At 66.8% G+C, this 25,790-nt stretch carries 16 protein-coding genes and 2 pseudogenes; 12 read left to right on the top strand and 6 right to left on the bottom strand.

Translation table 11 applies throughout. The annotated features are described in order from the left end of the window. Window positions 1–3 precede the first annotated feature (3 nt). Both AC0KS4_RS14540 and AC0KS4_RS14535 read left to right on the top strand, forming a co-directional pair. Complete coding sequence (locus AC0KS4_RS14540; RefSeq protein WP_225328649.1) at window positions 4–1,011, top strand: VWA domain-containing protein; 1,008 nt, start codon at window positions 4–6, stop codon at window positions 1,009–1,011. A gap of 119 nt (window positions 1,012–1,130) precedes the next feature. Then, window positions 1,131–2,318 carry an IS30 family transposase gene (locus tag AC0KS4_RS14535; RefSeq protein ID WP_425326320.1) on the top strand — a complete coding sequence of 396 codons (1,188 nt, stop codon included), beginning with the start codon at window positions 1,131–1,133 and terminating at the stop codon, window positions 2,316–2,318. A gap of 50 nt (window positions 2,319–2,368) precedes the next feature. Here the strand turns inward: AC0KS4_RS14535 and AC0KS4_RS14530 are convergent, their stop codons facing one another. Further along, the gene (locus tag AC0KS4_RS14530; RefSeq protein WP_238956237.1) at window positions 2,369–3,208 is read right to left on the bottom strand and encodes a hypothetical protein; all 840 of its coding nucleotides are present in this window, start codon (window positions 3,206–3,208) and stop codon (window positions 2,369–2,371) included. 163 nt (window positions 3,209–3,371) lie between these two features. On the opposite strand from AC0KS4_RS14530, the gene fabG1 reads away from it, so the two are divergent. The 3 genes and pseudogenes from fabG1 to AC0KS4_RS14515 all read left to right on the top strand — a co-directional run. Then, the gene (gene fabG1 / locus AC0KS4_RS14525; RefSeq protein WP_225328650.1) at window positions 3,372–4,139 is read left to right on the top strand and encodes a 3-oxoacyl-ACP reductase FabG1; all 768 of its coding nucleotides are present in this window, start codon (window positions 3,372–3,374) and stop codon (window positions 4,137–4,139) included. 34 nt (window positions 4,140–4,173) lie between these two features. Then, complete coding sequence (gene inhA / locus AC0KS4_RS14520; RefSeq protein ID WP_225328651.1) at window positions 4,174–4,983, top strand: NADH-dependent enoyl-ACP reductase InhA; 810 nt, start codon at window positions 4,174–4,176, stop codon at window positions 4,981–4,983. 6 nt (window positions 4,984–4,989) lie between these two features. Beyond that, window positions 4,990–6,040 (top strand): annotated as a pseudogene (locus tag AC0KS4_RS14515) (ferrochelatase); the annotation flags it as partial. On the opposite strand, the gene AC0KS4_RS14510 reads toward AC0KS4_RS14515, so the two are convergent. Next, complete coding sequence (locus AC0KS4_RS14510) at window positions 6,009–6,953, bottom strand: hypothetical protein (protein ID WP_225328652.1); 945 nt, start codon at window positions 6,951–6,953, stop codon at window positions 6,009–6,011. The pseudogene AC0KS4_RS14515 and the gene AC0KS4_RS14510 overlap by 32 nt on opposite strands. A gap of 56 nt (window positions 6,954–7,009) precedes the next feature. Between AC0KS4_RS14510 and AC0KS4_RS14505 the strand changes: the two genes are divergently transcribed. The 3 genes from AC0KS4_RS14505 to AC0KS4_RS14495 are packed head-to-tail and all read left to right on the top strand — an operon-like array spanning window position 7,010 to window position 8,979. Continuing rightward, window positions 7,010–7,447, top strand: coding sequence for an NfeD family protein (locus tag AC0KS4_RS14505; protein WP_225328653.1), 438 nt, complete (start codon window positions 7,010–7,012; stop codon window positions 7,445–7,447). A gap of 35 nt (window positions 7,448–7,482) precedes the next feature. Continuing rightward, window positions 7,483–8,613: an SPFH domain-containing protein gene (locus tag AC0KS4_RS14500; RefSeq protein WP_225328654.1), complete on the top strand. Its 1,131-nt coding sequence runs from the start codon at window positions 7,483–7,485 to the stop codon at window positions 8,611–8,613. A 9-nt stretch (window positions 8,614–8,622) separates the two neighbouring features. After that, on the top strand, window positions 8,623–8,979 hold the full coding sequence (locus AC0KS4_RS14495) for a DoxX family protein (protein ID WP_238956236.1): 357 nt from the start codon (window positions 8,623–8,625) through the stop codon (window positions 8,977–8,979). Here the strand turns inward: AC0KS4_RS14495 and AC0KS4_RS14490 are convergent. Beyond that, window positions 8,976–9,470 carry a nitroreductase family deazaflavin-dependent oxidoreductase gene (locus AC0KS4_RS14490; RefSeq protein ID WP_238956235.1) on the bottom strand — a complete coding sequence of 165 codons (495 nt, stop codon included), beginning with the start codon at window positions 9,468–9,470 and terminating at the stop codon, window positions 8,976–8,978. The two genes, AC0KS4_RS14495 and AC0KS4_RS14490, sit on opposite strands and share 4 nt — an antisense overlap. A 7-nt stretch (window positions 9,471–9,477) precedes the next feature. Continuing rightward, entirely contained in the window at window positions 9,478–9,864 is a 387-nt protein-coding gene (locus tag AC0KS4_RS14485; RefSeq protein WP_238956234.1) for a hypothetical protein, read from the bottom strand. A 249-nt stretch (window positions 9,865–10,113) separates the two neighbouring features. On the opposite strand from AC0KS4_RS14485, the gene AC0KS4_RS14480 reads away from it, so the two are divergent. Together AC0KS4_RS14480 and AC0KS4_RS14475 are read left to right on the top strand one after the other, a co-directional pair. Next, the gene (locus AC0KS4_RS14480; RefSeq protein ID WP_238956233.1) at window positions 10,114–10,845 is read left to right on the top strand and encodes a response regulator transcription factor; all 732 of its coding nucleotides are present in this window, start codon (window positions 10,114–10,116) and stop codon (window positions 10,843–10,845) included. Then, entirely contained in the window at window positions 10,842–12,353 is a 1,512-nt protein-coding gene (locus tag AC0KS4_RS14475; protein WP_238956232.1) for a sensor histidine kinase, read from the top strand. The genes AC0KS4_RS14480 and AC0KS4_RS14475 overlap by 4 nt, the downstream gene beginning before the upstream one ends. Before the next feature lie 48 nt (window positions 12,354–12,401). Here the strand turns inward: AC0KS4_RS14475 and AC0KS4_RS14470 are convergent, their stop codons facing one another. Continuing rightward, window positions 12,402–22,682, bottom strand: coding sequence for an amino acid adenylation domain-containing protein (locus AC0KS4_RS14470; protein ID WP_472408545.1), 10,281 nt, complete (start codon window positions 22,680–22,682; stop codon window positions 12,402–12,404). 669 nt (window positions 22,683–23,351) lie between these two features. On the opposite strand from AC0KS4_RS14470, the gene AC0KS4_RS14465 reads away from it, so the two are divergent. Next, window positions 23,352–24,125, top strand: coding sequence for a 1-aminocyclopropane-1-carboxylate synthase (locus AC0KS4_RS14465; RefSeq protein ID WP_238956231.1), 774 nt, complete (start codon window positions 23,352–23,354; stop codon window positions 24,123–24,125). A 684-nt stretch (window positions 24,126–24,809) separates the two neighbouring features. Further along, window positions 24,810–25,607: a fatty acid desaturase gene (locus AC0KS4_RS14460; protein WP_238956230.1), complete on the top strand. Its 798-nt coding sequence runs from the start codon at window positions 24,810–24,812 to the stop codon at window positions 25,605–25,607. Here AC0KS4_RS14460 and AC0KS4_RS14455 read toward each other — a convergent pair. Then, window positions 25,557–25,738, bottom strand: a pseudogene (locus AC0KS4_RS14455) (IS1634 family transposase); the annotation flags it as partial. The gene AC0KS4_RS14460 and the pseudogene AC0KS4_RS14455 sit on opposite strands and share 51 nt — an antisense overlap. Between the last annotated feature and the right edge of the window lie 52 nt (window positions 25,739–25,790).

Raw genomic sequence — 25,790 nt, 5'->3', positions numbered from 1 at the left:
GATATGAGCTTGCCGCTCCTGGGCCCGATGTCGTTGTCGGGCTTCGAACATTCGTGGTTCTTCCTGTTCCTGTTGGTCGTCTTCGGGCTGGCCGCGCTCTACATCCTGATGCAGTTGGCGCGGCAGCGGCGCATGCTGCGGTTCGCCAACATGGAGCTGCTGGAAAGCGTTGCGCCCAAACGGCCGTCGACGTGGCGGCATGTGCCGGCGATCCTGCTCGTCGCGTCGCTGGTGTTGTTCACGATCGCGATGGCGGGCCCGACGAACGACGTCCGCATTCCCCGCAACCGTGCGGTCGTGATGCTGGTGATCGACGTGTCGCAGTCGATGCGCGCCACCGACGTGCAACCCAACCGGATGGCGGCCGCGCAAGAGGCCGCCAAGCAGTTCGCCGACGAGCTGACCCCGGGCATCAACCTGGGGCTGATCGCCTATGCCGGGACCGCGACGGTGCTGGTGTCGCCGACGACCAACCGGGACTCGACCAAGGCTGCGCTGGACAAGCTGCAGTTCGCCGACCGCACCGCCACCGGGGAGGGCATCTTCACCGCGCTGCAGGCCATCGCGACGGTGGGCGCGGTGATCGGCGGCGGCGACAAGCCGCCGCCGGCGCGCATCGTGTTGTTCTCCGACGGCAAGGAGACGATGCCGACCAACCCGGACAACCCGAAGGGTGCCTTCACCGCCGCGCGCACCGCCAAGGACCAGGGCGTGCCGATCTCGACGATCTCGTTCGGCACCCCGTACGGCTTCGTCGAGATCAACGACCAGCGCCAGCCGGTGCCGGTCGACGACGAGACGCTCAAGAAGGTGGCCCAGCTCTCGGGCGGAAACGCCTACAACGCAGCGTCGTTGCAGGAGCTGAAATCCGTCTACGCGACACTGCAGCAGCAGATCGGCTACGAGACGATCAAGGGCGACGCGAGCGTGGGCTGGGTGCGGCTCGGAGCGCTGGTGTTGGCGTTGGCCGCGCTGGCGGCGCTGCTCATCAACCGCAGGCTGCCGACGTAGTTTTCGCCCGCGACCCAAGCCCGCGCCCGCGCTGCAAACCCTCGCCCGTAACGCCACGGCGGAATTCCGCTGGCAGATTCATACGGTCAATGCAATTTCCATGTTTAGGGAGGTTGCAGGTGCCAGGTGCTTATCCGCGTTCGATGCGGCGAGAGTTCTTTGATCGGGTGTGTGCCGGGGAATCATTGCGTGAAGCCGGCCGTCAGGTCGGTGTGTCGATCCAGACCGGATGGAGCTGGTGGCATGACGCTGGATCAATGCAATTACGAAGTGGTACGGGCTCTGATACCGGCCTGGCCGAACCGGGTGATCTGACCCGGCCTGGCGCGCGGGGACATCGGCTCGGTTTCGAAGAACGCCTGGTCATTATGCGGGGTCTGGACAAGGGCCTCACTCAGGTTGAGATCGCCGGTCAGCTCGACCGCAATGCCAGCGTCATCTCCCGTGAGCTCAAGCGCAATCGCAATCTCGACGGGGATTATCACGCTGGTCTGGCCCATGCCCGTGCCGCCCAGAAAGCCAAGCGTCCCAAAGCATTCAAGCTCGAAGACCGCGCGCTATGCGAGGCCATCGAGGACTGGATGGATCAGGGATGGAGTCCAAAACTGATCGCCGATGTCTTGGCGCGCGGTCACCCCGGTGACAGGCTGGCACGGGTGAGCCACGAAACCATCTACCAGTGCCTCTACGTCCAAACTCGTGGTCAACTGCGGGCCGATCTGAGCAAGCGCTTGTCGACGAAACGCACGGCCCGCAAATCCCGGGGCCACACCGAACGGCGGGGGAAATTCCACGATGTGTTCACCATCAGTGACCGGCCCGCCGAGGCCGCCGACCGCGCTGTGCCCGGCCATTGGGAGGGTGACCTGATCGTCGGCCCGAACAGCGCGATCGGCACCCTGGTCGAGCGGTCCACCCGCTTTACGATGCTGTTGCATTTGCCCAGCGATCACACCGCCGAGACGGTGGCCAGCGCGATGATCGAAGCCATGCGCCAGTTACCCGAACACCTTCGGCGATCGATTACCTGGGACCGGGGCAGTGAAATGGCCCGCTGGCGCGACATTCAGCTGCAGCTCAACACCCCGGTCTATTTCTGCAATCCGCACTCGCCCTGGCAACGCGGTACCAACGAAAACACCAACCGCCTCCTGCGGTTCTGGTTCGAGAAGGGCAGCGACCTCAGCGGTCACACTCCGGCTGACCTCAAACGCATCCAAGACACCCTCAACCGACGACCCCGCCCAACCCTTGACCTCGACACCCCCGCCCAACGCCTGGCCGCTCTCCTCGACCAAGCCGCCTAACAAAAATGCATTAGCCACTTGACTTTGAGGCTCGATTCTTCGCCCTGGCGTTACAAGCGGCGGGCTCGGGCGTCGCGCACCCGGCGAATGATGTCGGCGGGATGGTGCTCGGCAATGACGCGGACGACGATCCATCCGTAACGTTCGAGCATCTCGAGCCGGGCGATGTCCTTGGCGTATTGGGAGCGAAGAGACCGGTGGTGGTCGCCGTCATACTCGACGGCGACCTTGATGTCCTCCCACCCCAAGTCCAGATACGCCTCGGCCCAACCCCATTCGTTGCGTACGGCGATCTGCGTCTGCGGCCGCGGGAAGCCGGCATCGATCAGCAACAGACGCAGCCACGTTTCCTTCGGGGACTGGGCACCGCCGTCGACCAGTTCGAGAACCGCCCTGGCGGCCCTCATACCGTGACGGCCGCGGTAGCGGTCCGTGAGCACCTCGACGTCGGCCATCTTCAGCTCAGTCGCTTGCACCAGCGCATCGATCGCGGCGACCGCGGTGCGCTTGGGGTACCGCCTCGCGAGGTCGAGCGCCGTCCGCGCCGGCGTGGTGACGCGCATGTGATTCACGACCGCGATCTCGTCCGGTTCGATGCGTTCCTCCCAGACGTGCACGCCCGAGGCCGGACGTCGATTGGTATCGATGATCTCGGCGGGTCGGGACGGGTCGATCCACCGAGCACCATGCACGGCGGAGGCGGAGAACCCCGCCAGGATGCCCCGTCGGCGCGATCGCAGCCAGCACGCCTTGGCCCGCAGCACCGCCGTCAGTTCGGCATCCTTCGGCAGGTACACATCGCGATGCAGGGCGACGTAACGACTTCGCAGCTCATGCCGCGACATCAGTCGCGCGGCCAGGGCTTCGCTGCCCAGGAACGGGTCGGTCATGACGAGAGTGTGCTGAGTCACACCGACACTGGACCGCGCGTGTAACGCCACGGCGGAATTCGGCTCGATTCTTCGCCCTGGCGTTACGTCCGGTCGGCAAAAGGAGGATGTGGGAAATGGGGGAGGTTTCGGCCAGCGTGAGCCGAAGCGATAGGTTGACGGGGTGACTGACACGGCCACCGAGAACACCACCGAAAGTGCTGCCGACTACGGCAGACCCGCATTCGTAGCCCGCTCCGTCCTGGTTACCGGAGGAAACCGGGGCATCGGTCTGGCGATCGCGCAGCGGCTGGCCGCCGACGGGCACAAGGTGGCAATCACGCACCGCGGATCCGGGGCGCCCGAGGGGTTGTTCGGCGTCGTGTGCGACGTCACCGACAACGAGGCCGTCGACCGCGCGTTCAAGGAGGTCGAGGAGCACCAGGGCCCGGTCGAGGTGCTGGTGTCCAATGCCGGCATATCCAAGGATGCATTCCTCATCCGGATGACCGAGGAGCGGTTCGAGGAGGTCATCAACGCCAACCTCACGGGGGCGTTCCGGGTGACCCAGCGCGCCGCGCGCAGCATGCAGAAAAAGCGGTTCGGCCGCATCATCTTCATCGGCTCGGTCTCCGGCAGCTGGGGCATCGGCAACCAGTCCAACTACGCCGCCGCCAAGGCCGGCCTGATCGGCATGGCCCGCTCGATCTCCCGGGAGCTGTCCAAGGCCAACGTGACCGCGAATGTGGTGGCGCCGGGCTACATCGACACCGAGATGACCCGCGCCTTGGACGAGCGCATCCAGGAGGGTGCGCTGGACTTCATCCCGGCCAAGCGGGTCGGCACCGCCGCCGAGGTCGCCGGGGTGGTCAGCTTCCTGGCGTCCGAGGACGCCAGCTACATCGCCGGCGCGGTCATCCCGGTCGACGGTGGCATGGGCATGGGCCACTGAGTTCAACGACGGCACAACGACTTTAAGGACGGACATGGCTGGACTGCTCGACGGCAAAAGGATTCTGATCTCGGGGATCATCACCGACTCGTCGATTGCGTTTCACATCGCCAAGGCGGCCCAGGAGGCCGGGGCGCAGTTGGTGCTGACCGGTTTCGACCGGTTGCGCCTCATTCAGCGCATCGCCGACCGGCTGCCGGAGAAGGCGCCGCTGATCGAGCTCGACGTGCAGAACGAGGAGCACCTGAACTCCCTCGCCGAGCGGGTGACCGCCGAGATCGGCGAGGGCAACAAGCTCGACGGCGTGGTGCACTCGATCGGCTTCATGCCGCAGACGGGAATGGGCGTCAACCCGTTCTTCGACGCGCCCTACGAGGACGTCTCGAAAGGCATTCACATCTCGGCGTATTCGTACGCCTCGCTGGCCAAGGCGGCCCTGCCCATCATGAACCCGGGTGGTTCCATCGTCGGCATGGACTTCGACCCGAGCCGCGCGATGCCCGCCTACAACTGGATGACGGTCGCCAAGAGCGCGCTGGAATCGGTGAACCGGTTTGTCGCGCGTGAGGCGGGCAAGTTCGGCGTGCGCTCCAATCTCGTTGCCGCGGGCCCGATCCGGACCCTGGCCATGAGCGCGATCGTCGGTGGCGCGCTCGGCGAGGAGGCCGGCGCGCAGATGCAGCTGCTCGAGGAGGGCTGGGACCAGCGCGCCCCGATCGGCTGGAACATGAAGGACCCGACGCCGGTCGCCAAGACGGTGTGCGCGCTGCTGTCGGACTGGCTGCCGGCGACGACGGGGACGATCATCTACGCCGACGGTGGCGCAAGCACCCAATTGCTTTAAAGCCTAATGGAATTCGACGCCGTCCTGCTGCTGTCCTTCGGTGGGCCGGAGGGTCCCGAGCAGGTTCGGCCGTTCTTGGAGAACGTCACCCGGGGCCGAAACGTGCCGCCGGAACGGCTCGACGACGTCGCCGAGCACTACCTGCATTTCGGCGGGGTGTCGCCGATCAATCGGATCAACCTGGCGCTGATCGAGCAGTTGCGCGCCGAACTGGCCAACCGCGGCCTGGACGTGCCGGTCTATTTCGGCAACCGCAACTGGGAGCCCTACGTCGAGGACACCGTCGTGAGCATGCGCGACAACGGGATTCGCCGGGCGGCGGTGTTCACCACGTCGGCGTGGAGCGGCTATTCCAGCTGCACCCAATACGTCGAGGACATCGCCCGCGCGCGGCGGGCCGCCGGGCCGGGCGCGCCCGAATTGGTCAAGCTGCGCCCGTATTTCGACCATCCGCTGTTCGTCGAGATGTTCGCCGGGGCGATCGGCGCCGCGGCCAAAAAGGCTCCCGGCGCGCGGCTGGTGTTCACCGCGCATTCGATCCCGGTCGCCGCCGACGAGCGGCTGGGCCCGCGACTGTACAGCCGCCAAGTCGACTACGCCGCAAGGCTTGTGGCGACCGCCGCCGGATACGCCGACTACGACCTGGTGTGGCAGTCGCGGTCGGGGCCGCCCCAGGTTCCGTGGCTTGAGCCCGACGTCGCCGATCACCTGGCGAACCTGGCCCAGGCGGGCACCACGGCCGTCCTCGTGTGCCCGATCGGGTTTGTGGCCGACCACATCGAAGTGGTGTGGGACCTCGACCACGAGTTGGCGTTGCAGGCCGAGGCGGCGGGGATGACCATGGTGCGGGCGTCAACGCCCAACGCGCACCCGCGTTTTGCGCAAATGGTCGTCGACCTGATCGACGAATTGCGTTACGGCCGGGCGCCGGAACGGGTGACTGGTCCCGATCCGGTACCCGGGTGCCTCGCGAGCGTCGACGGCGCGCCATGCGGGCCGCCGCACTGCGCGGCCCGCTATCAGAACTAGTCGGCCCAGGCCGAGTGCAGGATCGCGGTCACGGCGGCCATCCGCGCCGAGCGCACCACGGCGGTCAGCGGTCGCAGCGCGTCGCTGGCGATGCGGGCCTCCGAAGACGATTGCGTGCCGAGCGGTTCGAGGCCGGCCGCGATGGGCGCGGCGAAACGGTCCGGTGAGTCGGACCGGCTCAACCCCGAGCTGACCGCGATGATGGCGTCGACATGCGCGGCGTTTTCCAGCACCCGCAACGCGCGTGAGGGTGCGTGATCCGGAATGCGGTGTTGCCGTGCCGATTCCAGCAATTGCTCGACCAGTCCCCGCGGATCGTCGACGTCGGCCGCGGCCGATCCCAGCCCGATGGTGCCCAGCGCGTCGGCGGCCGAGCGCACGGCGGACCGCAGCGTGTACTCGGCGTCGCCGAGTTCGTAGTGGTCGAGTATCGGCGCGCCGGGTAGCGAGTACACCGTCCACGTCAGCGCGCACAGTTCCGCCAGGCCCGTCTCGTAGTCGTCGGGCGCGTCGTCGTCGTCCTGATAGGAGAATTCGGGGACCAGGCCGATGGCAGTCGCGGGGTTGCGGGGATTGGCGATGATGATCGCCTCACCGGCGGCCAGCGCGTCGCGCTCGAACTGCGTCCCCGGGGTCAGACCGCGCACATCGCCCGGTACCGGCAAAACCACGTTGATCGTCCCGCGCATCGGCGGAGGCAGCCCCGGCGTCGACGTCGGGCGACCCACCGCGGCGCGCAGAGTCTGCAGCAGCGTGACCGTCCCGGCGTCGTTCACATCGGGCCATGGCAGCCCGGTATGACCCGCCGCGACGGCATCATACGCGGTCACCGATTGCTTTGGCGCCCAAACGGATAACGCGTCCAGGACGTCGTCGGGCGCGGCCTTTCCCGCGAGCCAGGCATTGGCCCACAGGGACAGCGAAACACTGGGACACCACACCAGACGCAGTGTAGTTGTTTTGCCCCGCAAAGGCCGATCACGCGTATCCTTGCCGCATGCACGCCGCGCTGCTTTGGCTAATATTCGCGCTGGTGCTGGCCGGTGCGGAGGCGCTCACCGGTCATATGTTTTTGGTGATGCTCGGTGGCGGCGCGCTGGCCGCGGCGCTCACCAGTTGGTTGCTGGATTCTCCGGTGTGGGTGGACGGCGCGGTGTTCCTGGTCGTCTCGGTGCTGCTGCTGGTGCTGGTTCGCCCGCCGCTGCGGCGACGGCTGACACCGTCGAACGTGCCGCGCTTGGGAATCGAGGCGCTGGAGGGCAAAACCGCGCTGGTGCTCGAGCGCGTGGCCCGGGACAACGGCCAGGTGAAGCTCGACGGCCAGGTGTGGACCGCGCGTCCGCTCGACGAGAACGACGTCTACGAACCGGGCGAGCCGGTCACCGTGATGCAGATCGACGGCGCCACCGCGGTGGTCTTCAGGGCCGGCCTGTAGGGCCGCGAGAACGGCTGCGAAAGAAGGGAACTCCCATGCAGGGTGCGGTTGCTGGTCTGGTGCTGCTGGCGGTGCTGGTGATTTTCGCCATCGTCGTGGTGGCCAAGTCGGTGGCGCTGATACCGCAGGCCGAGGCGGCGGTGATCGAGCGGCTGGGCCGCTACAGCCGTACCGTCAGCGGGCAACTGACGTTGTTGGTGCCGTTCATCGACCGCATCCGGGCCCGGGTGGACCTGCGTGAGCGGGTGGTGTCGTTCCCGCCGCAGCCGGTGATCACCGAGGACAACCTGACCCTCAACATCGACACCGTCGTCTACTTCCAGGTCACGGTTCCCCAGGCGGCCGTCTACGAGATCAGCAACTACATCGTCGGCGTCGAGCAGCTCACCACCACCACGCTGCGCAACGTGGTCGGCGGCATGACGCTGGAGCAGACGCTGACGTCGCGCGACCAGATCAACGGGCAGCTGCGCGGCGTGCTCGACGAGGCCACCAACCGCTGGGGGCTGCGGGTCGCCCGGGTCGAGTTGCGCAGCATCGACCCGCCGCCGTCGATCCAGGCGTCGATGGAAAAGCAGATGAAGGCCGACCGCGAGAAGCGGGCGATGATCCTGACCGCCGAAGGCATGCGCGAGGCGGCGATCAAGGAGGCCGAGGGTCAGAAGCAGGCGCAGATCCTGGCCGCCGAGGGCGCCAAGCAGGCGGCGATCCTGGGCGCCGAGGCGGAGCGGCAGTCCCGGATGCTGCGCGCCCAGGGGGAGCGCGCCGCGGCCTACCTGCAGGCGCAGGGGCAGGCCAAGGCCATCGAGAAGACCTTCGCCGCGATCAAGGCGGGCCGCCCCACCCCGGAGATGCTCGCCTACCAGTACCTGCAGACGCTGCCGGAGATGGCCCGCGGCGACGCCAACAAGGTGTGGGTGGTGCCCAGCGACTTCAACGCGGCGTTGCAGGGATTCACCAAACTCCTGGGAACCCCGGGCCAGGACGGGGTGTTCCGCTTCGAGCCCTCGCCCGTCGAGGACGCGCCCAAACACAGCGCCGACGACGACGCCGACGTCGCGGACTGGTTCTCCACCGAAACCGACCCCGCGATCGCGCAGGCGGTGGCCAAGGCGGAGGCGATCGCCCGTCAGCCGGCGGAAGGCCCCGGCGAGCTGACTCAATAGGATTGCCACATGAGTGCGTTGACTTCACCGAAGACCTACGCGGCGCTCGCCGCGTTCCACGCCGTCGACGCGGTGGCGTGCGGCCTGCAGGTGGCTCCCATCAGGAAGACCCTCGACGACGTGGGCGTCCCGGAGAACATCCGGCCCGTGCTGCCGGTGGTCAAGGCCGCCGCCGCCGTCGGCCTGCTGTCGGTCACCCGTTTCCCCGTTCTGGCGAGGTTGACGACGGCGATGCTGACGCTGTACTTCGTGTTGGCGGTCGGCGCGCACGTCCGAGTGCGCGACAAGGTCGTCAACGGCCTTCCGGCGGCGCTGTTTTTGGCCTTGTTCGCGGCGATGACGGTCAAGGGCCCGGACCGCGGTTAGTCCAGCGTCAACTCGACCAGCGGCAGCGGGGTGTTCGTGTCGGTGATCGGCGCACCGAGCGTGTCCTCGAGCACCGGGCGCATCCGCTCCCACGTTTTGGGGTGGCGGGTTCGGTAGTCGGCCAGCGTGCGGTCGGCCTCTTGTTGGTCGAGGACGCGCGCGGCGGCGGGCCTGGGCCCGTGGCTGCCGGCGTACACCCGCACCCGCGGGTTGGCCGCAATGTTGCGGAACCACTGGGCTTTTCGGCCAAATCCGGAGGCCACGACGTAGGTGCCGGGGGACGGATGGTCGATGACCTCCAGCACCGCGTAGCGCGGCGCTCCGGATTTGCGGCCGATGTGTTCGAGCAACAGGATGCGCGAGCCGAACAGCGCGCCCGCCCGGGCCTTGTAGATCCAGATCGGTGCGCGCATCAGGTGGCGCGACCGCAGCAGCCGTGCGGCGAGCTTGGCGGGGAGCGGAGACGATTGATCGCGTGGCACGCTCCCCATCCTGCACTCAGGGGCGCGGCGGCTGCGCCGGGGACGGGGGTGGCGGGGGCGGCGCCGGGAAACCCTCGTGTGGCGGTCCCGGCGGGGCGGCGTGCGGCGGCCCCGGCGGGCCCGGCGGGCCGGGCGGCGGCGCGAATCCAGCACCGGCCATCGGCGGCGCGTGGAACAGCATCGGCGGCGGCCCGGGGGGAGGCGGCGGCCCGGGCGGGCCGACGCTGACGATCCAGGCGAAGGCGATGGCCGCGATCGTGCCGAACGCGCCCACCAGCGCGCCCGCCACCCCGGCGCCGATCACCACGCCGGTGGAGTGACGGCGTCGCTCGTGCGGTCGCTGGGCGGGAGGCGGCTGTGGCGGATTGGGGGGCGGGGTCTCGATGTCGTCGTTCGTGGTCATGCCACGGACGCTAGGAGCCGGATCTGAAGTGGGCCTGAAGAACCGGCGCCCAGGAGTCCCATTTGCCCCTGCCGTCACCAGCGGAAGGACGTGGTGTTGTGCCCACCTCTGCGCGACAACGCGAGACCGAGATTGTCGCTCGGAGGTGGGCAACAAACACATCGCCGGCCTGCGGTGACGAAACGAGGCTGCCTTGACGGAAGCGACCAGGCCCGCGCCTTCAGGTTGGTTTCAGCACCGGCGCCGACAATGGTGATCATGACCGATTGCCTCCGCCCGGCCGCCGGTCACGGCGGCCACTTCAGCGTCGGCACGCCGCGGGTGCTGGTCGTCGAAGACTCCGAGACCATCCGGGAGATGGTCAGCGAGGCGCTCACCGAGGTCGGCTACCACACCGACGCCCGCTGCGACGGCGACGGCCTCGAAGAGATTCTCGACGGCATGCGCCCCGACCTGGTGGTGCTCGACGTGATGCTGCCCGGCCGCGACGGGTTCGCGCTCATCGACGTCATCCGCGAATGGGGCGACGTCGGGATCGTCATGATCACCGCTCGCGACGGGCTGCCGGACCGGCTGCGCGGCCTCGACGGCGGGGCCGACGACTACGTCATCAAGCCGTTCGAGTTGGCCGAGCTGGTCTCGCGGGTCGGCGCGGTGCTGCGCCGGCGCGGGCGCCTGCCGCAGGTGGTTCAGGTCGGCGACGTGACGCTGGACCTCGGCGCCGGAGTCGCCGCGCGCGACGGCCACCGGCTCGACCTGACCGCCACCGAGCTGCGCGTGCTGGCCTATCTCGTGGAGCAGCGGGGCCGCATCGTCAGCGCCGGCCAGATCCTGAACGGGGTGTGGGGCTATGACGCCTACGACCCCAACCTGGTGCAGGTGCACGTCAGCGGGTTGCGGCGCAAGCTCGAGGCGCACGGGCCGCGGATCCTGCACACCGTTCGCGGCATCGGCTACCGCCTGCAACCCGAGCGGTCATGACGGGCGCATCGACGACGCCGACTCCGTCGCTGCAACGGCGAGTGACGCTCGTGGTGCTGGCGCTGCTGGCGGTCCTGCTGGTGGTGCTCGGGGTGACCATCGACGTCACGATGGGCGTCCTCACCCGCCGCAACCTGCACGACCGGCTGCTCGCCGCGACATCGCGCGCCGACGCGCTGAGCGCCGCGCACACCTCACCCGGTCTGATCGCGGCCGAACTCAACGGCGGCGGGATTCGCGCGCTCGTCGTCACCGCCGACGGCGCCGCCTACGGGGACCGCGGGATCGCCCCCGACCTGACCGCCGGGCCGGTCGAGCCACCGCCGCCCGTTCCGCCACCGTATCCGCCGCCCGTTCCGCCTCCGCCATATCCGCGGCCGCCCCCGGCGCCTCCGCTCCCGCCGTATCCGCCTCCGCCCCATGCATTTCCGCCGCCATGGCCCGGCCCTCCGCCGGATGCCACCGCGACGGCCGTGGTGCACCCGTTGCCCGCCGGCTCCCGGGTAATCCTCGTCGCCGACACCACGCAGACGACGCAGGTCACTCACCAGCTGCGTGGGCTGCTGATCGCGGCGGGCCTGGTGACCCTACTGATCGCGGCGCTGTTGCTGATCGCGGTCAGCCGGGCGGCGCTGCGGCCGCTGGATCGGCTCACGGCGCTGGCCAACGCCATCACCACCGGGGACCGCGGCCGTCGCCTGCATCCCGAGCGCACCGATACCGAACTCGGCCGCGCCGCAAGCGCTTTCGACGGGATGCTGGACGCGTTGGAAACGTCCGAGCGCCGGGCCCGGAACGCCGCCGACACCGCACAGCGCGCGGAGACGGCGACCCGGCGATTCCTCGTCGACGCCGCCCACGAGCTGCGCACCCCGATCGCCGGCATCCAGGTTGCCGCCGAACAACTCGCCAACAGCGCCTCCGAACAGCACGACGAGGGCCAGTATCGCCGGGCGACGCTGCTGTTCTCCGACGCGCGCCGCGCCGGCCGGCTCGTGTCCGACATGCTGGACCTGAGCCGCATCGACGCCGGGCTTGCGCTCGAGCGCGATGACGTCGACGTGGCCGCCGTGCTGGATGGCGAAGGCGACCGAGCCGCCATGCTGGCACCGCAGATCACGGTGCGCCGCACCGGATTACCGACGCTGACGCTCCAGGCCGACGCGACCCGCCTGTCGCAGATCGTGTCCAACCTGCTCGACAACGCCCGCCGGTACACGCCGGTCGGCGGCGCCATCACCGTCGACCTGCGCGCCGACGAGGACGCCGCGGAGGTCACCGTCACCGACACCGGCCCGGGCATCCCGGCGGGGGAGCGGGATCGCGTCTTCGAGCGACTGGTGCGCCTCGACGCCGGGCGCGCCCGCGATCACGGCGGTGCCGGGCTGGGGCTGGCGATCGCGCGGGCGCTGGCCCGCGCCCACGGCGGCGAACTGGTGTGCCTGCCCCACGAGGGCGGCGCTCAATTCCGGCTCAGCCTGCCGATCAACGCCCGGCGCTCGGGATAGCTGGTCAGGGCTTGTCGATGCCGGGAGCAAATCGTCCCGCACGGACGGTCATGATTGCTCCTTCACATCTGCGGTCATGGCCACCAGCACGCGCTTGAACCGTTCGACCAGCGTTTCGATTTTGTCCGCGGTGAACACGTCGGTATCGAATTCGACGCGAAGACCCAGTTCGTGGCCTGGCGCGACTTGCACCGAAAGCGGGTAGTGGTTGTATTCGCGGTTCGTAAAGCCATTGATCTTCAACTCGGCGACGGCCGACAGCGCGGCGGTGTCGATCGGATAGTTCTCGTACACGAACATCGTGTCGAACAACTGGTCGTGTCCCGTTATGCGGTGTATTTCGCTAAGGGCCAGGTGCTGGTGGTCAAGGGTCTTGGTGTAGGCGCTTTGCAGCTGCTCGAGCAGGTTGGCGGTGGTCGTCTCCGCGCCGATGGTCGCCCGGACCGGGACCGTGTTGATCAACAGACCGACCATCGATTCCGCGCCGGCCAGGTCGGTCGGCCGCCCGGACACCGCGGTGCCGAACACCACGTCGTGCTGGCCGGTCAGCCACGTCAGCAGCAGCGCCCACGCGGCCTGCAAGACGGTGCTGACCGTGGTGTGGAACGAGCGCGCCAGCTCGCCCAACGCCTTCGTGGTCTCCGCGGACACTTGGAACGACTCCGCACCGCGCGCACCGAGCGCTGGGCGCCCCGGGGGTCCCACCAGGCTGGGAGCGCCGAACCCGTCGAGAACCTCACGCCATGCTGTCTGAGCCGCGCCACGATCCTGTTCGGACAGCCAGGTGACGAAGCTGCGATACGACGGGGCGGCGGGCAACCGCACGCCGTAATAGCCGGCGAAGATTTCCTGCAGCAGGATCGGCTTCGACCAACCGTCGAGCACGATGTGGTGGTTGGTGAGCACGAACCTATACAGATCGTCTGCGGTGCGGATCAAGGCAGCCCGGAAGGGTGGCTGGCCGGCCAGATCGCAGACCGCGATGCGTTCGGCGGTACACAGCTGCTGGACCTGTTCCTCGACATCGGTACCTGCCGAGCTCAGCTCGACGTACTGCCAGGCCAGCTCCGGATCGGCGGGCAGGACCTGCACCGGTTCGCCGAAGTCTTCGCGGAAACCGGCCACCAGGTTCGGGTGGCGGGCGACGACGGCCTGCACCGCCTCGCGCAAGCGCTGCGGATCAAGGGCACCACTGACGGTGATATCGAGCTGCACCGCATACAAGACGTCACTGCCCTGCTCGCTGCCGGCGTAGTACAGCAGGCCCTGCTGCAGCGGGGTTAGCGGCAACACATCGCCGATCCGGTACCGCTGCGCCAGCTTGTCGATGTCCCGCTGGGTGAGACGGGCTGGCGCGATGTCGGACGGGGTCAAGCCGCTCCCACCGCCGCGCACGTGCGCGCAGATGCCGGCCAGCGCGTCGAACCACAGCTCGGCGAGCCGGCTGACCTGCTTGTCATGCAGCGCCGAACGCGCCCAGGTCCAGTTGGCCTGCAGCTGCGGGCCGGCCTCGGTGTCCATCGTGAAGGCGTTGAGCTCCACGGTGTGCGCCAGCGGCATCTCCACTGCGCCCACGGCGCCGCCCAGCGAGAAACTGTTCTCGCTGAGCCGCCATAGCTCACTGGAGAGCTCGGCCGCACCACCCAGGCGACCCAGGTAGTTGAAGCCGATCACGGGGTCGGACCCACCCAGATCGACCTCGGGGGTGAGGTAGCGCAGCAGGCCGTAGGTCACGCCGTCGGGCAGGGCGCGCAGCTGCTCCTTGGCGTCCTTGATCGCAGCGCCCAGTGCATCCTCACCGGCTATCACCTGTCCCCAGGACAGGCCGCCGACCGGACCCCCGAAGTTCAGGGCCACCGGGTACTTGGCGGTGAACCAGCCCACCGCCCGCGACAAGTCGACGTGCGGGGCGAGCTCCTCCTGGCGGCCGTGGACCTCCACCTCGATGCCGATCGGGGCGGTGACGCTCAAGAATTGGGTCCACGCCAGCCCGAACGCGATCAGCAGGATGTCCTGAACCCCGGCATGAAACGCCGCCGGGGCCTCACCGAGCAGCAGGCGCGTCGTCTCGACATCCAGCGACACCGACAGTTGGCCGGCGCTGACGTAGGTGTCCTCCGCCTGTACCGGCGGCAGCGCGGCCGGGATCGCCGCCACCTGACGCCACGCCTCGGCCTGGGCCATCACGTCCGCGCTCTGCGCGTACTCAGCCAACAGCGACGACCACCGGGCAAACGACGTCCCGGTTGCCGGCAGCGCCACCGGCTGGCCACTGCGGTGCTGGGCCCACGCAATGTTGATGTCTTCCAACAGGATTCGCCACGACACGCCATCGACGGCCAGGTGGTGAATGATCAGCGCCAACTGATTGGTCGACTCGGCCCACACCGCGCGCAGCAATGCGCCGGTCTCCGGGTGCAGGCGTGACCGGGCCGCCACCAACGCCTCAGCCGACAGCGCGTCGACGGTGTCCACGCAGCCCCCGGCATCTACCGTCCCGGCTTCGGGCACCCACAACGACCAACCGCCGGCGCCGTCGTCGTCGACGCGCAGCCGCAACGTCGCATGGTGGTCCAGCAACGCCTGCAGGACCACCGTCGCGTCGGCCTGTGCGACACCCGCGGGAGCTTGCAACACCATCGTCTGGTTGAACTGTTCGACCGGACCCTCGACGCTGTGCAGCCAGCGCATGATCGGGGTGGCGACCACCGACCCGATGCCCTCGTCGACGACGCCGCCCTCGCCGTCGGCCACCACCGTGGCGACCTGCGCGAGCCGCGCCGCCGTCTGTTCGACGAAAACGTCACGCGGACGGCACATTACGCCGGCCGCGCGGGCACGCGCCACGACTTGCATCGACAGGATGCTGTCGCCGCCCAGATCGAAGAACGAGTCATCGACACCGACCCGTTGCACACCCAACACCTGGGCATAAATGCCGGCCAGGATTTCCTCGACCGCGCTGGATGGAGCCCGGTAACGGTCGACATCGGAGTATTCGGGTGCCGGCAGGGCGCCGACATCGAGTTTGCCGTTGACCGTCAAGGGCAGCGCCTCGAGCACGACGATCGCGGTCGGCACCATGTAGGTCGGCAACCGTTCACCCAATTGGCTACGGATCTCAGCCGGGTCGGCGGCCCCGGTGATGTAGCCCACCAGCCGCTTGTCGCCGGGGCGGTCCTCGCGCGCGATCACCGCCACATGACCGACCCCGTCCAAACCGGCGAGGGCCGCCCGGATCTCACCAAGCTCGATGCGGTACCCGCGGATCTTGACCTGCTCATCGGCGCGACCGATGTAACGCAGTTGACCATCGGCACCCCAGGACACCAGATCCCCGGTGCGATACATGCGGGCCCCCGGCGCCCCGAACGGGCACGCCACAAACCGCGTCGAGCTCAACCCCGGCCTGCCCACATACCCGGCGGCCAACCCGGCACCGGCCACGTACAGCTCGCCGACCACCCCGGCGGGGACCGGACGCATCCACCCGTCGAGTACGAAGAAGGCAAGGTGGGTCAACGGCAGGCCGATGGGGCTGGCATTGCTGTCGACGTCGCCGTCGACGATCTCGCGGAACGAGGCGTGCACGGTCGTCTCGGTGATGCCATACAGATTGATCAGACGCGGCAGTCCGGGATGATGGTTCAGCCACGTCTGCAGACGCTGGGGTTCGAGCGCCTCGCCACCGAACACCACCGCCTGCAACTTCAGCTGTTGACCCAGCTCCGGGGCGAGCCCATCAGCGGTCTGCAGCGCATAAAACGCGGACGGCGTCTGGCTCAACACGTTGACCTGTTCACGAACCAGCAAGGCGTGCAACTCTTCTGGCGAACGCACTACCGAATCGGGCACCATCACCAGCCGCCCGCCATACAACAGCGAACCGAAGATCTCCCACACCGCGAAGTCAAACGCCAACGAATGACACTGTGTCCACACCTGTCCCAACGTCAACTGGGCGTCCAGCGAATCCAGCAACTGGGTGACGTTGTGGTGAGGCACCGCAACACCTTTGGGTGTCCCGGTCGTGCCCGAGGTGTAAATGATGTAGGCGATATTGTCCGCGGCCGGCGCCGCCAACGGCGTCTCGGGCTGGGCGGCCACCGCAGGGTCGTCGATGTCGATGAGCGCCAGGCCCGACCCCTCCAGCCGTGACCGCATGTCCGGGTTGGTGACCACCGCGATAGGCGCAGAGTCGCCCAACACGAACTCCATCCGCGCCGCCGGCAACGTCGGATCGATCGGCACATACGCGGCACCGGTTTTGAGCACAGCCAGCATCGCCACCACCGCCTCAGGCGTGCGCGGAAGCAACAGGGCCACAGCCGTACCCGGGGCCGCACCCTGCGCAATCAGCAAGTGCGCCAACCGATTAGCGGACTTCTCCACCTCGCGGTAAGTCCATGAGCGATCCCCATAGCTGATCGCCACCGCCCCCGGGTCGCGGACCGCCGCCTGAGCGGCGAACAATTCGGGGATCGAGACCGCGGACATCTCCGGCTCGGCCAGCACCGCCCGATTTCCCCACTCGTCGAGGCGGTCGTGCTCGCTCCGGTCGAGCAGATCGATCGACGACAACCGCCGGGCGGGATCGGCGATCATCGCCACCGGCGCCCGCCGCAGCCGGTCGATCAGCGTGTCGATGGCCGCACGGCTAAATGCGTCCGTGTCGAATTCGACGCGAACACTCAGTTCGTGGCCCGGCGTCGCCACCACCGAAAGCGGATAGTGGTTGAATTCGCGGCTGTCGAACGCGGTAACGGCCAGGTCGTCGGCGCCCAACAGGGCACTGGCGTCGATCGGATAGTTCTCGTACAGGAACAGCGTGTCGAACAGCCGATCGTGGCCGGTGGCGCGGTGGATCTCGGGGAGAGCCAGATACTCGTACTCGAGGGTTTCGTTGTGGACGCGCTGCAGCTGCTCCAGCAGATCGGCGACTGTGGTCCGGGTGGTGGTGTTGGCCCGCACCGGCACCGTGTTGATCATCAGGCCCACAATGGATTCCGAGCCGATCAGCTCGGTCGGCCTACCGGAGACCGCGGTGCCGAACGCCACATCATGCTGACCGGTGAGCCACATCAGCAGCTGCGCCCATGCGCCCTGCAACACGGTGCTCACGGTGGTGTGGCACACGCGGGCCAACTCGGTCAGGGCGGCGGTGGTCTCGGCGGACATCCGGAAGGATGCAACGTCGTGGCGCCCTACCTGGCCGGGCGTGCTCACCAATGTCGGGGTCTCGAAACCCGCCATCACGTCGCGCCAAGCCGCCTGCGCCGCACTGCGATCCTGCCGATCCAGCCAGCTGACGAAGCTGCGGTACGACGGGGCCGCGGGCAGTCGCTCGCCGTAGTAGCGGCCGAACACCTCCCGCATCAGGATCGGCAGCGACCAGCCATCGGCCACGATGTGGTGAATGGTGAGCACCAACCGGTATTGGTCTTCTGCGATGCGGATCAACGCCGCGCGGAACGTCGGCTTGTCAGCCAGGTCGCAGACCGCGGCGCGCTCAGCGGCACACAGGCGTTCGACCTGCCGATCGGCGTCCCCGCCCGCGGGGTCCAGCTCGACGTCCTGCCACGCGATCACCGGGTTGGCCGGGATGACCTGCACCGGCTCACCGAAGTCTTCGCGGAACCGGGCCACCAGGTTGGGATGGCGGTTGACCACCGCCTGCACGGCCTCGCGCAGGCGGTGCGCATCGAGGGAGCCGTTGACCGTCATACCGAGCTGCACGGTGTACAGGTCGTGCAGATCCGGCGCGAAGCTGGTGTGGAACAGCAGACCCTGCTGCACCGGGGTCAGCGGCAGCACGTCCACGACATCGCCGTGCGCGCAGAGTTCGTCGATCTGCCGCTGGCTGAGGCGGGCAGGAGCGATATCGGACGGGGTAAGCCCGCCGCCCCCGGCTTTGACGTGCGCGCAAATACCGGCCAGGGCCTCAAACCACAACTGGCTCAGCCGGCTGACCTGATCGTCTTTCAGCGCCGAGCGCGCCCACGTCCAGTTCGCCTGCAGCTGGGGTCCGGCCTCGGTGTCGATGGTGCCGGCATTGAGCTCCACCGTGTGCGCCAACGGCAGGGGCACCGCCGCAGCCACACCCGCGAACGACAGACTGTCCGCGTTGACCCGCCACAACTCGCCGGGCAGGTCGGCACCACCACCGAGACGGCCCAGGTAGTTGAACCCGATCGTCGGGTCAGACCCACCGAGCTCAACCTCAGAGTTCAGGTAGCGCAGCAGACCATAGGTCAGTGGATCGGGCAGGGCGCGCAGCTGCTCCTTGGCGTCCTTGATCAGAGCGCCCAGCGCGTCCTCACCGGTGACCACCTGCGCCCACGACAGGCCACCGGCCGTCACCGCGACCGGATATTTGGTGGTGAACCAGCCCACCGTGCGCGACAGGTCGACAGAGGGTGCCAGCTCCTCCTGGCGCCCGTGACCCTCGACGTCGATACCGATCGGCACGGCCGCGCCGGTGCCGAGAAACTCCGCGAACGCCAGCCCGAAGGCGATCAGCAATATATCGCCGACCCCGGCGCGGAACGCTGCCGGCACCTCGCCCAGCAGCAGACGGGTTGTCTCGACATCCAGCGACGCCGACAGCTGGCCCGCGGACTGGTAGGTGTCCACCTCGGGTTGCACCGCCGGCAGCGCCGCCGGTATTGCCGCCACCTGTCGCCACGTCTCGGCCTGCGCCACCACCTCGGCGCGGCGCGCATGCTCGGCAAGCAGCGCCGACCACCGCGCGAACGACGTCCCGCCTGCGGGCAATGCCACGGGCCGGCCACCGTGATGCTGTGCCCAGGCGATGTTGAGGTCTTCCAACAGGATTCGCCACGACACTCCGTCCACGGCCAGGTGATGAATGATCAATGCCAGCTGGCCGGTGGACGTCGCCCACACCGCGCGGAGCATCAGTCCCGCCCCAGGGTTCAACCGCGACCGGGCCTGTGCCAGCGCCTCATTCGACAACGCATCGACGGTATGCAGGCATCCGCCCGCGTCCACCGACCCGGCTTCGGGTACCTCCAGCGACCAGCCGCCGGCGCCGTCGTCGTCGATGCGCAGCCGCAACATCGCATGCCGATCGAGCAACGCCTGAAGGACAACCGACACGTCGGCTTCGGTCACACCCGCCGGAGCGGCGACCACCATGGTCTGGTTGAACTCGTCGATCGGGCCCTCGACGCCGCGCAGGCAGCACATGATCGGGGTGGCCACCACCGGGCCGATGCCCTCGTCGACGACGCCGGCTTCGCCATTGGCCACCGTCGCGACCCGCGCCAGTCGCGCCACCGTCTGTTCGACGAAAACGTCACGCGGGCGGCACATTACGCCGGCTGCCCGCGCGCGGGCCACGACCTGCATCGACAGGATGCTGTCGCCGCCGAGGTCGAAGAACGAGTCATCGACCCCTACCCGCTGAACCCCGAGGACTTGGGCGTAGATGTCGGCCAGGATTCCTTCGACCGCGTCGGCCGGCGCCCGGTACTCACCGGCGGTGAATTCGGGTGCGGGCAAGGCGCGCTTGTCGAGTTTGCCGTTGGCCGTCAACGGGATTGCCGGCAGCACGACCACTGCGGCGGGGACCATGTAGGCGGGGAGGCGTTCGGCCAGTGCTGCGCGGATCTCGGTCGGGTCGGCGGTGCCGGTGATGTAACCCACCAGCTGCCGGATGCCGGGGCGGTCCTCGCGGGCGATGACCGCCGCCTGGTCCACTCCATCGAGCGCGGCCAGGGCGACCTGGATTTCGCCGACTTCGACGCGGTACCCGCGGATCTTGACCTGCTCGTCGGCGCGGCCCAGGTGTCGCAGCTGCCCGTCCGTACCCCAGGAGACCAGATCGCCGGTGCGATACATGCGTGTCCCGGGGGCCCCGAACGGGCACGCCACAAACCGCGACGCGGTCAAACCGGCACGCCGCACATATCCGAGTCCCACGCCGCGCCCGGCCAGGTACAGCTCACCGACCACCCCGGCCGGCACCGGCTGCAGCCACTTGTCGAGCACGAACATCGCCGCCCCGGGTATCGGCGACCCGATCGGCACCAGACCCGGTCCGGGCTTCAGCGGCGTACTCATCGACGCACACACCGTCGCCTCGGTCGGGCCGTAGGCATTGATCATCACCCGCCCGGGTGTCGCCCAACGATCCACGACGTCGGTCGGGCAGGCCTCACCGCCCACCACCAACGCCGTCGACTCCAACCCCTCCGGTGACAGCAGCGCCACTGACGACGGAATCTGCGCCAGCACGCTGACGTGTTCCGCGACCAGCAACGCGTGGAGATCTTCCGGGGAGCCGGCGACTGACTCCGGCACCACCAGCAGCCGTCGACCCCGCAGCAGCGCACCCCAGATATCCCATACCGATAAGTCGAAGGCCGAGGAGTAGCACTGCGCCCACACCCCACCGGGCGGCAGGCGTTCGTCGAGCGCCTCGATCAGCCAAGTGACGTTGTGGTGCGTGATGGCAACGCCTTTGGGTGTTCCGGTGGTACCGGAGGTGTAGATGATGTAGGCGACATTTTCGGGGGCGGGATTCGGAAGTGGGGTGCCGGGCTGGGCCTCGATGGCGGGATCGTGGGCATCGATGACCGGCAGGTCGGATTTGTCCAGCCGTGAGCGCAGCTCGGCGGTGGTGATCACGGCGGTCGGTGCGGCATCGGCAAGCACGAACTCCATCCGCGCCGACGCATGCGCCGGGTCGACCGGCAGATACGCGGCCCCGGTCTTGAGCACGGCCAGCATCGCCACGACCGCGTCAGTGCACCGGGGGAATAGCAGCGCTACACACTGCCCTGGGCCGACCCCACGAGCGGCCAGAAGATGCGCCAGCCGGTTCGCGGCCTCATCGAGTTCCCGATACGTCATGGCGCGGCCGTCGAAGGTCACCGCTACCGCCTCGGGGGTGCGCTCGGCGTGCTCGGTGAACACCACCGGAATCGACACCGGCGCGGTGACCGGCTGGGTTAACGCCGCGCGATGCGACCACGTATCGAGCCGGCCGTTTTCTTCCTCATCGAGGATTTCGATCGAGGAGATCGGCCGTTGCGGATCGGCGGTCATTTCCATCAGCACCTGCTGGAGGCGTGCCGCCAGGTAGGGAACGCCGAAGCTCGAATAGGGCTGTCCGGCGCCCGCCGTGCTGAGAAACAGTTGATCACTGGCCCCGATGAAGAACAGTCCGAAGTGCCCGGCGGGGCCGTTGTTGGTGTAGGTCGCGGTTGCTGGAGCGCCTCCGAGCTCCAGGGTCAATCGAGACGGGATGAAATTGACGCCGACCCTGTGCGCTGGCTCTCTCAGGCTGCGAGAGCCGTCTTCACCGTCGAGCCGGTGCACCGGAAACCGCTGATGCTTCAGCAATTCCCGGATCTGTATGTCAACGTGCTGACAGAAATCGGCGACCGTTGTCTCCGGTGACGTCTGCAAGACCAGGGGCACAACTCCGGCGAGCATCCCCGGGAGCGTCTTCGACTCGGGACGTACCCGCCGGCTGACCGGGAAATCCAGTGCCACCTCCGAACCGCTTCCCGACCATGCATGCACCACGAGCGCGCATGCCGCTGTGATGACCGAGTAGCGACGGATGCGCAGCTTCTTGGACAGTTCTTGCATGCGGCCGACGGCAGTCGCATCAAATTGAACTGACGCCGACGGCGAACACGAGTCCCTGACGGCGTTGGTTTGGGGGAGCTGATAGTCCTGTCCGCTCTCCGACGGAAGGTTCTTGCGCCAGTACGCTTCGTCTTCCAGATAGTCGGTGGATCCTTCGTATCCCGACTCGAGATCAACCAAATCCTGTGCCGAGCCGAAATACGCGTCGGGAACAGGCATTCCAGCCACGATCGCCGAATAGATGGTGGCAACCCGACGCGACACCAGCGCCATGCCCAATCCGTCTAACACGATGTGGTGGCAGCAGCCGAACAAATAAAACTCCTCGGCCTGCGTCTGGAACAGGACGAATCTGAGCAGCTGGCCGTTCAACGCCATCGGCGTGCGCTGGATGGAGGAAGCCCTCCGGCGGACGTCCTGCAGGGGATCGAATGAGCCGGTCAGGTCATGAAACTCGAGCTCGATGTGCGGGCAGTCGATCGGCCTTTGGAGGACCTGCCCATCGATCTCGAAGAATGAAACCCGGATTGGCTCGGCTTCCGCCACCGCTTGGCGGATCGCCCGCTCGAGGACATCACGCCGTATCGTGCCCTCGATCTTTATCAACAGGCCGAGCTGCCAATCTGTACCGGCATGGCCCGATTCCTGCGAGAGCCAGATGTCTAGTTGTCCGCGTGTCAGCGGTAACGCCAGGCCATCACGCCCCATCGACTCCCCCAGAGCTCCACCCACTCGCCCCGCTTACCCGAGTGGTTACCGGTCAAAATCCTGCCCGTCGTCTGCCCGTCGCGCAGAGATTTCGGCCGAATGTCCGGCCAATTTTTGTTCGATGTGATGCAGGCACGCGCGCGTCGGCTCCCGCAGCGACCATCCGCCACCCAACTGGAACACCGCCGACGGCCGGCCACAGGCCGCGCGCCCCGTGGCGGGGACACCTCGTTGGCCGAGGTTCTCAGACGGCCGTCGTGATGCGTGAATTCGGTTGAAGAGTCAGCGAATTGGGATCGAGACCGGAGCGCGGACCGGTTGCGCAAGAGCTGGTGATCGAACAGGTATGCACCTCGGCGTGGCCACGCGTCGGGCGGTGGCGCGGGGTGAACGATCAGCTGATCGGGCGGCCGGACTCGGGCGCCACGTCACCTCGAGAGTTCGACGCGCGTCTTGTTTCCGGATCGGTCTAACGGTTGCCAACCGTGCCGGGAGGTAACAGTGTCGCCGCGGATCGGCGATTTTGCCAACGCGCGCGGCAGACCGCGGTTAAACTCCCTTCGATTCGGGGGATTTACCGCCGGCGATGCACCTGATCTCGGGCGATCAACGTGAGCGCAGGCACCGGTAGGACGTGGGTGTTGAGTTTCGCCATTGGGAGGGGCGTCAATGAACCGACGATCGGACTATGTCTTCACTGAACTCAGCTACCACACGGACGACTGCGTTCCGGTAATCCAACAATATCTTGACTTTCTGGTCCGAGGCGACGGCCGAAAAGCGCATTGCCCCTTTACCGAAACGATGCTCGGAAAACGCCAATTCTACTATGATACGAGCAATTTTCTCCTGGATGAGGAGGAATTTTTCCGGGCTATAGCGGAGATGCGTGAATTTCACGCTAGACATTCTGATCGTTATCTGGTTGTCGGGGTGGCGTACCAGAATGTCGAAAACTTCTTGGAAGCGGTCGCTGCCCAGGGTGAAGTGTGGCGGCAGAAATTGAGACTTGAGCTCATAGCTGCTGGTCTGACGATTGCGTGGACTCATCCGAAAAATCCACTCGGTACCCACACAGATCGCGATAAGCCTGTCGAGCCTCTTTGGGTGAGCGATATTCCACTTCTTATGCTCAGGAACCTCGACAAGGGCGATGAACCGTTCATGGTGAGCGCCGATTCCAAGTCAGCGTTTGTGCTGGGCATGAAGTATAACGAAACGATACCTGTCGAAATACGTCCTGTTGCGATAAACCCGCAGCTGCAACCGCACTATAAGCTGACTGCCCTGACGAATCTCATGAGTCATGTTCGACTTTCCTCCGTCAGATCGGTATCCGCCGATTTAGCCGGAGATCTCACGGTCGTCATGAAAAGCGGAAAGACCTACGCGCATGCGTGGAGTCCCGAGCCCGCGATATCGGAGGAAATGCAAAATGCGTGAGCTTGCGAGCACCCGGACTGACGACAGGCGGGAATGCCCCTCTATCTGAAGTGATCAACGTTGGGGGCAGGAAAGCTTAACATCTTCGACTCGAGGGGGCGCCGGGCGACCACATCTGGAAAACAACAACGAACGCAGCCTTCCGGCAGTGGTGACGTTGCTTTTCGGCGACTAGGTAACAAATATTTACGCTGGTGAACATTCCGGTTTATCAGATGAACATTCCGCGACATCACATTTCCCATGGACAGAGGGAGACTCGATTGGATCTGCGCTGCAAGAAGTTCGAGAATGTACCCACGCTTAACCGCGTGGATTCGCGCGGACTTACGCATGACCGCGCATTTATTGTGCTCACCCGGTTGACGAAATCGGCACATAGTTTATTGCGCGAATAAGCATGACGGGCAAAGTCGAAACAAGGTGGTGCCACATGGTTTTCTACGCAGTTCGTCGGCGGCGTGTTCCTAGCCGGGGGTCTTGGTGACAGGGGTCGAAATGCTTGCCGCCACAGAGCAAAGATCACCGGGCGCCTGCGAGGCGGCCGCAATCCCGCGAGGCTTCCCAGCTCCCAGGTTCGTGCGGCCGACCATTGCGGTGCCGACCGTGCTGGTTTGGCTTGGGTCGCTCGTTGCGTGGTGCGGGGCGACGGCAGCCGTTCTCTGCGGAGTGAGTGGTTGGTGGTTGGCGGTCACCATCGTCGTTCAGGGTCTCGTAACGTTTTCCATGTTTTCCGTGCTGCACGAAGCGATTCACCACACCGTCGGCCGGCCAAAGTGGATCAACCAGGTGTTCGGTCGCTTGTCGATACCGTTCGTCTCGTTGTTCGCAACATTTCCACTGCTCGCGTATACGCATCTCGCACACCACCGCAACACCAACGAAGGTATCCATGAGGATCCGGACGCGTGGAGTATCACGGGTCCGCGTTGGCAGCTGCCGCTGCGCTGGTTGACGATCGACGCCTGGTATTGCCGCTTTTACCTGATGCGCCTGCGCGAGCGCCCCCGCAAGGAAGCCGTCGGGTTTGCCATACACGTCACTCTGGCCCTCGCCTTCGTAACCGCCATCCTGATTCTCGGCTACGGGCGCGAGCTGGTGCTCATCTATTTCATCCCGCAGCGGATCGGCATGGTCATCCTCGCGTGGTGGTTTGACTGGCTGCCTCATCACGGCCTCGTGGCGAAAAAGACCGACCGATTCCGGGTCACCCGCGCTCGGGTTGGCTGGGAGCGTGCTCTGTGTCTGTTGTTGATGTATCAGAACTATCACGTAGTTCATCACATCCATACTGCGATTCCTTTTTACCTGTACGTAAAGGCATGGAGGGCTGCAGAATCCGACTATCTGGACCGAAACGTCCCAATCAGCACCGCGTGGGGGCAGGAAATGACGCCTTCGGAGTACCGCAGATGGCGGGATGTCAGAAGCGGCATTGTCGAAGCGGATCGCGGTGATCGCCTCGCGGAGATCTGGGGGTAGCGGTTCGGCAGTGGTCAGGTCTTGGTTGCCGACCTTGATCTTGACGGTGCGGTATTGGTGGCGGTTCGCGCGAATGTCTTGATGCTCCAACCGGTTTCAGCCTCGATGAAGTGGCTGATGGCGACCGCGGCACCGATGCTCCGGTCTCAACCGCGAAGTTACACAAGAGATCGTGCGACGAAT

The sequence above is a fragment of the Mycobacterium sp. NTMscope_MAC_12 genome (genome assembly GCF_976985675.1).
The sequence above is the reverse complement of the archived record's forward strand: the minus strand, read 5'-3'. Positions and strand labels throughout refer to the sequence as shown.

Excerpts from the sequence above, each read along its gene's own strand:
- AC0KS4_RS14490 (WP_238956235.1), bottom strand. The coding sequence starts at position 9,470 with ATGGGGAGCGTGCCACGCGATCAATCGTCTCCGCTCCCCGCCAAGCTC.
- AC0KS4_RS14485 (WP_238956234.1), bottom strand. The coding sequence starts at position 9,864 with ATGACCACGAACGACGACATCGAGACCCCGCCCCCCAATCCGCCACAG.
- AC0KS4_RS14530 (WP_238956237.1), bottom strand. The coding sequence starts at position 3,208 with ATGACCGACCCGTTCCTGGGCAGCGAAGCCCTGGCCGCGCGACTGATG.
- AC0KS4_RS14505 (WP_225328653.1), top strand. The coding sequence starts at position 7,010 with ATGCACGCCGCGCTGCTTTGGCTAATATTCGCGCTGGTGCTGGCCGGT.
- AC0KS4_RS14480 (WP_238956233.1), top strand. The coding sequence starts at position 10,114 with ATGGTGATCATGACCGATTGCCTCCGCCCGGCCGCCGGTCACGGCGGC.
- AC0KS4_RS14465 (WP_238956231.1), top strand. The coding sequence starts at position 23,352 with ATGAACCGACGATCGGACTATGTCTTCACTGAACTCAGCTACCACACG.
- AC0KS4_RS14475 (WP_238956232.1), top strand. The coding sequence starts at position 10,842 with ATGACGGGCGCATCGACGACGCCGACTCCGTCGCTGCAACGGCGAGTG.
- inhA (WP_225328651.1), top strand. The coding sequence starts at position 4,174 with ATGGCTGGACTGCTCGACGGCAAAAGGATTCTGATCTCGGGGATCATC.
- AC0KS4_RS14470 (WP_472408545.1), bottom strand. The coding sequence starts at position 22,682 with ATGGGGCGTGATGGCCTGGCGTTACCGCTGACACGCGGACAACTAGAC.
- AC0KS4_RS14495 (WP_238956236.1), top strand. The coding sequence starts at position 8,623 with ATGAGTGCGTTGACTTCACCGAAGACCTACGCGGCGCTCGCCGCGTTC.
- AC0KS4_RS14500 (WP_225328654.1), top strand. The coding sequence starts at position 7,483 with ATGCAGGGTGCGGTTGCTGGTCTGGTGCTGCTGGCGGTGCTGGTGATT.
- AC0KS4_RS14540 (WP_225328649.1), top strand. The coding sequence starts at position 4 with ATGAGCTTGCCGCTCCTGGGCCCGATGTCGTTGTCGGGCTTCGAACAT.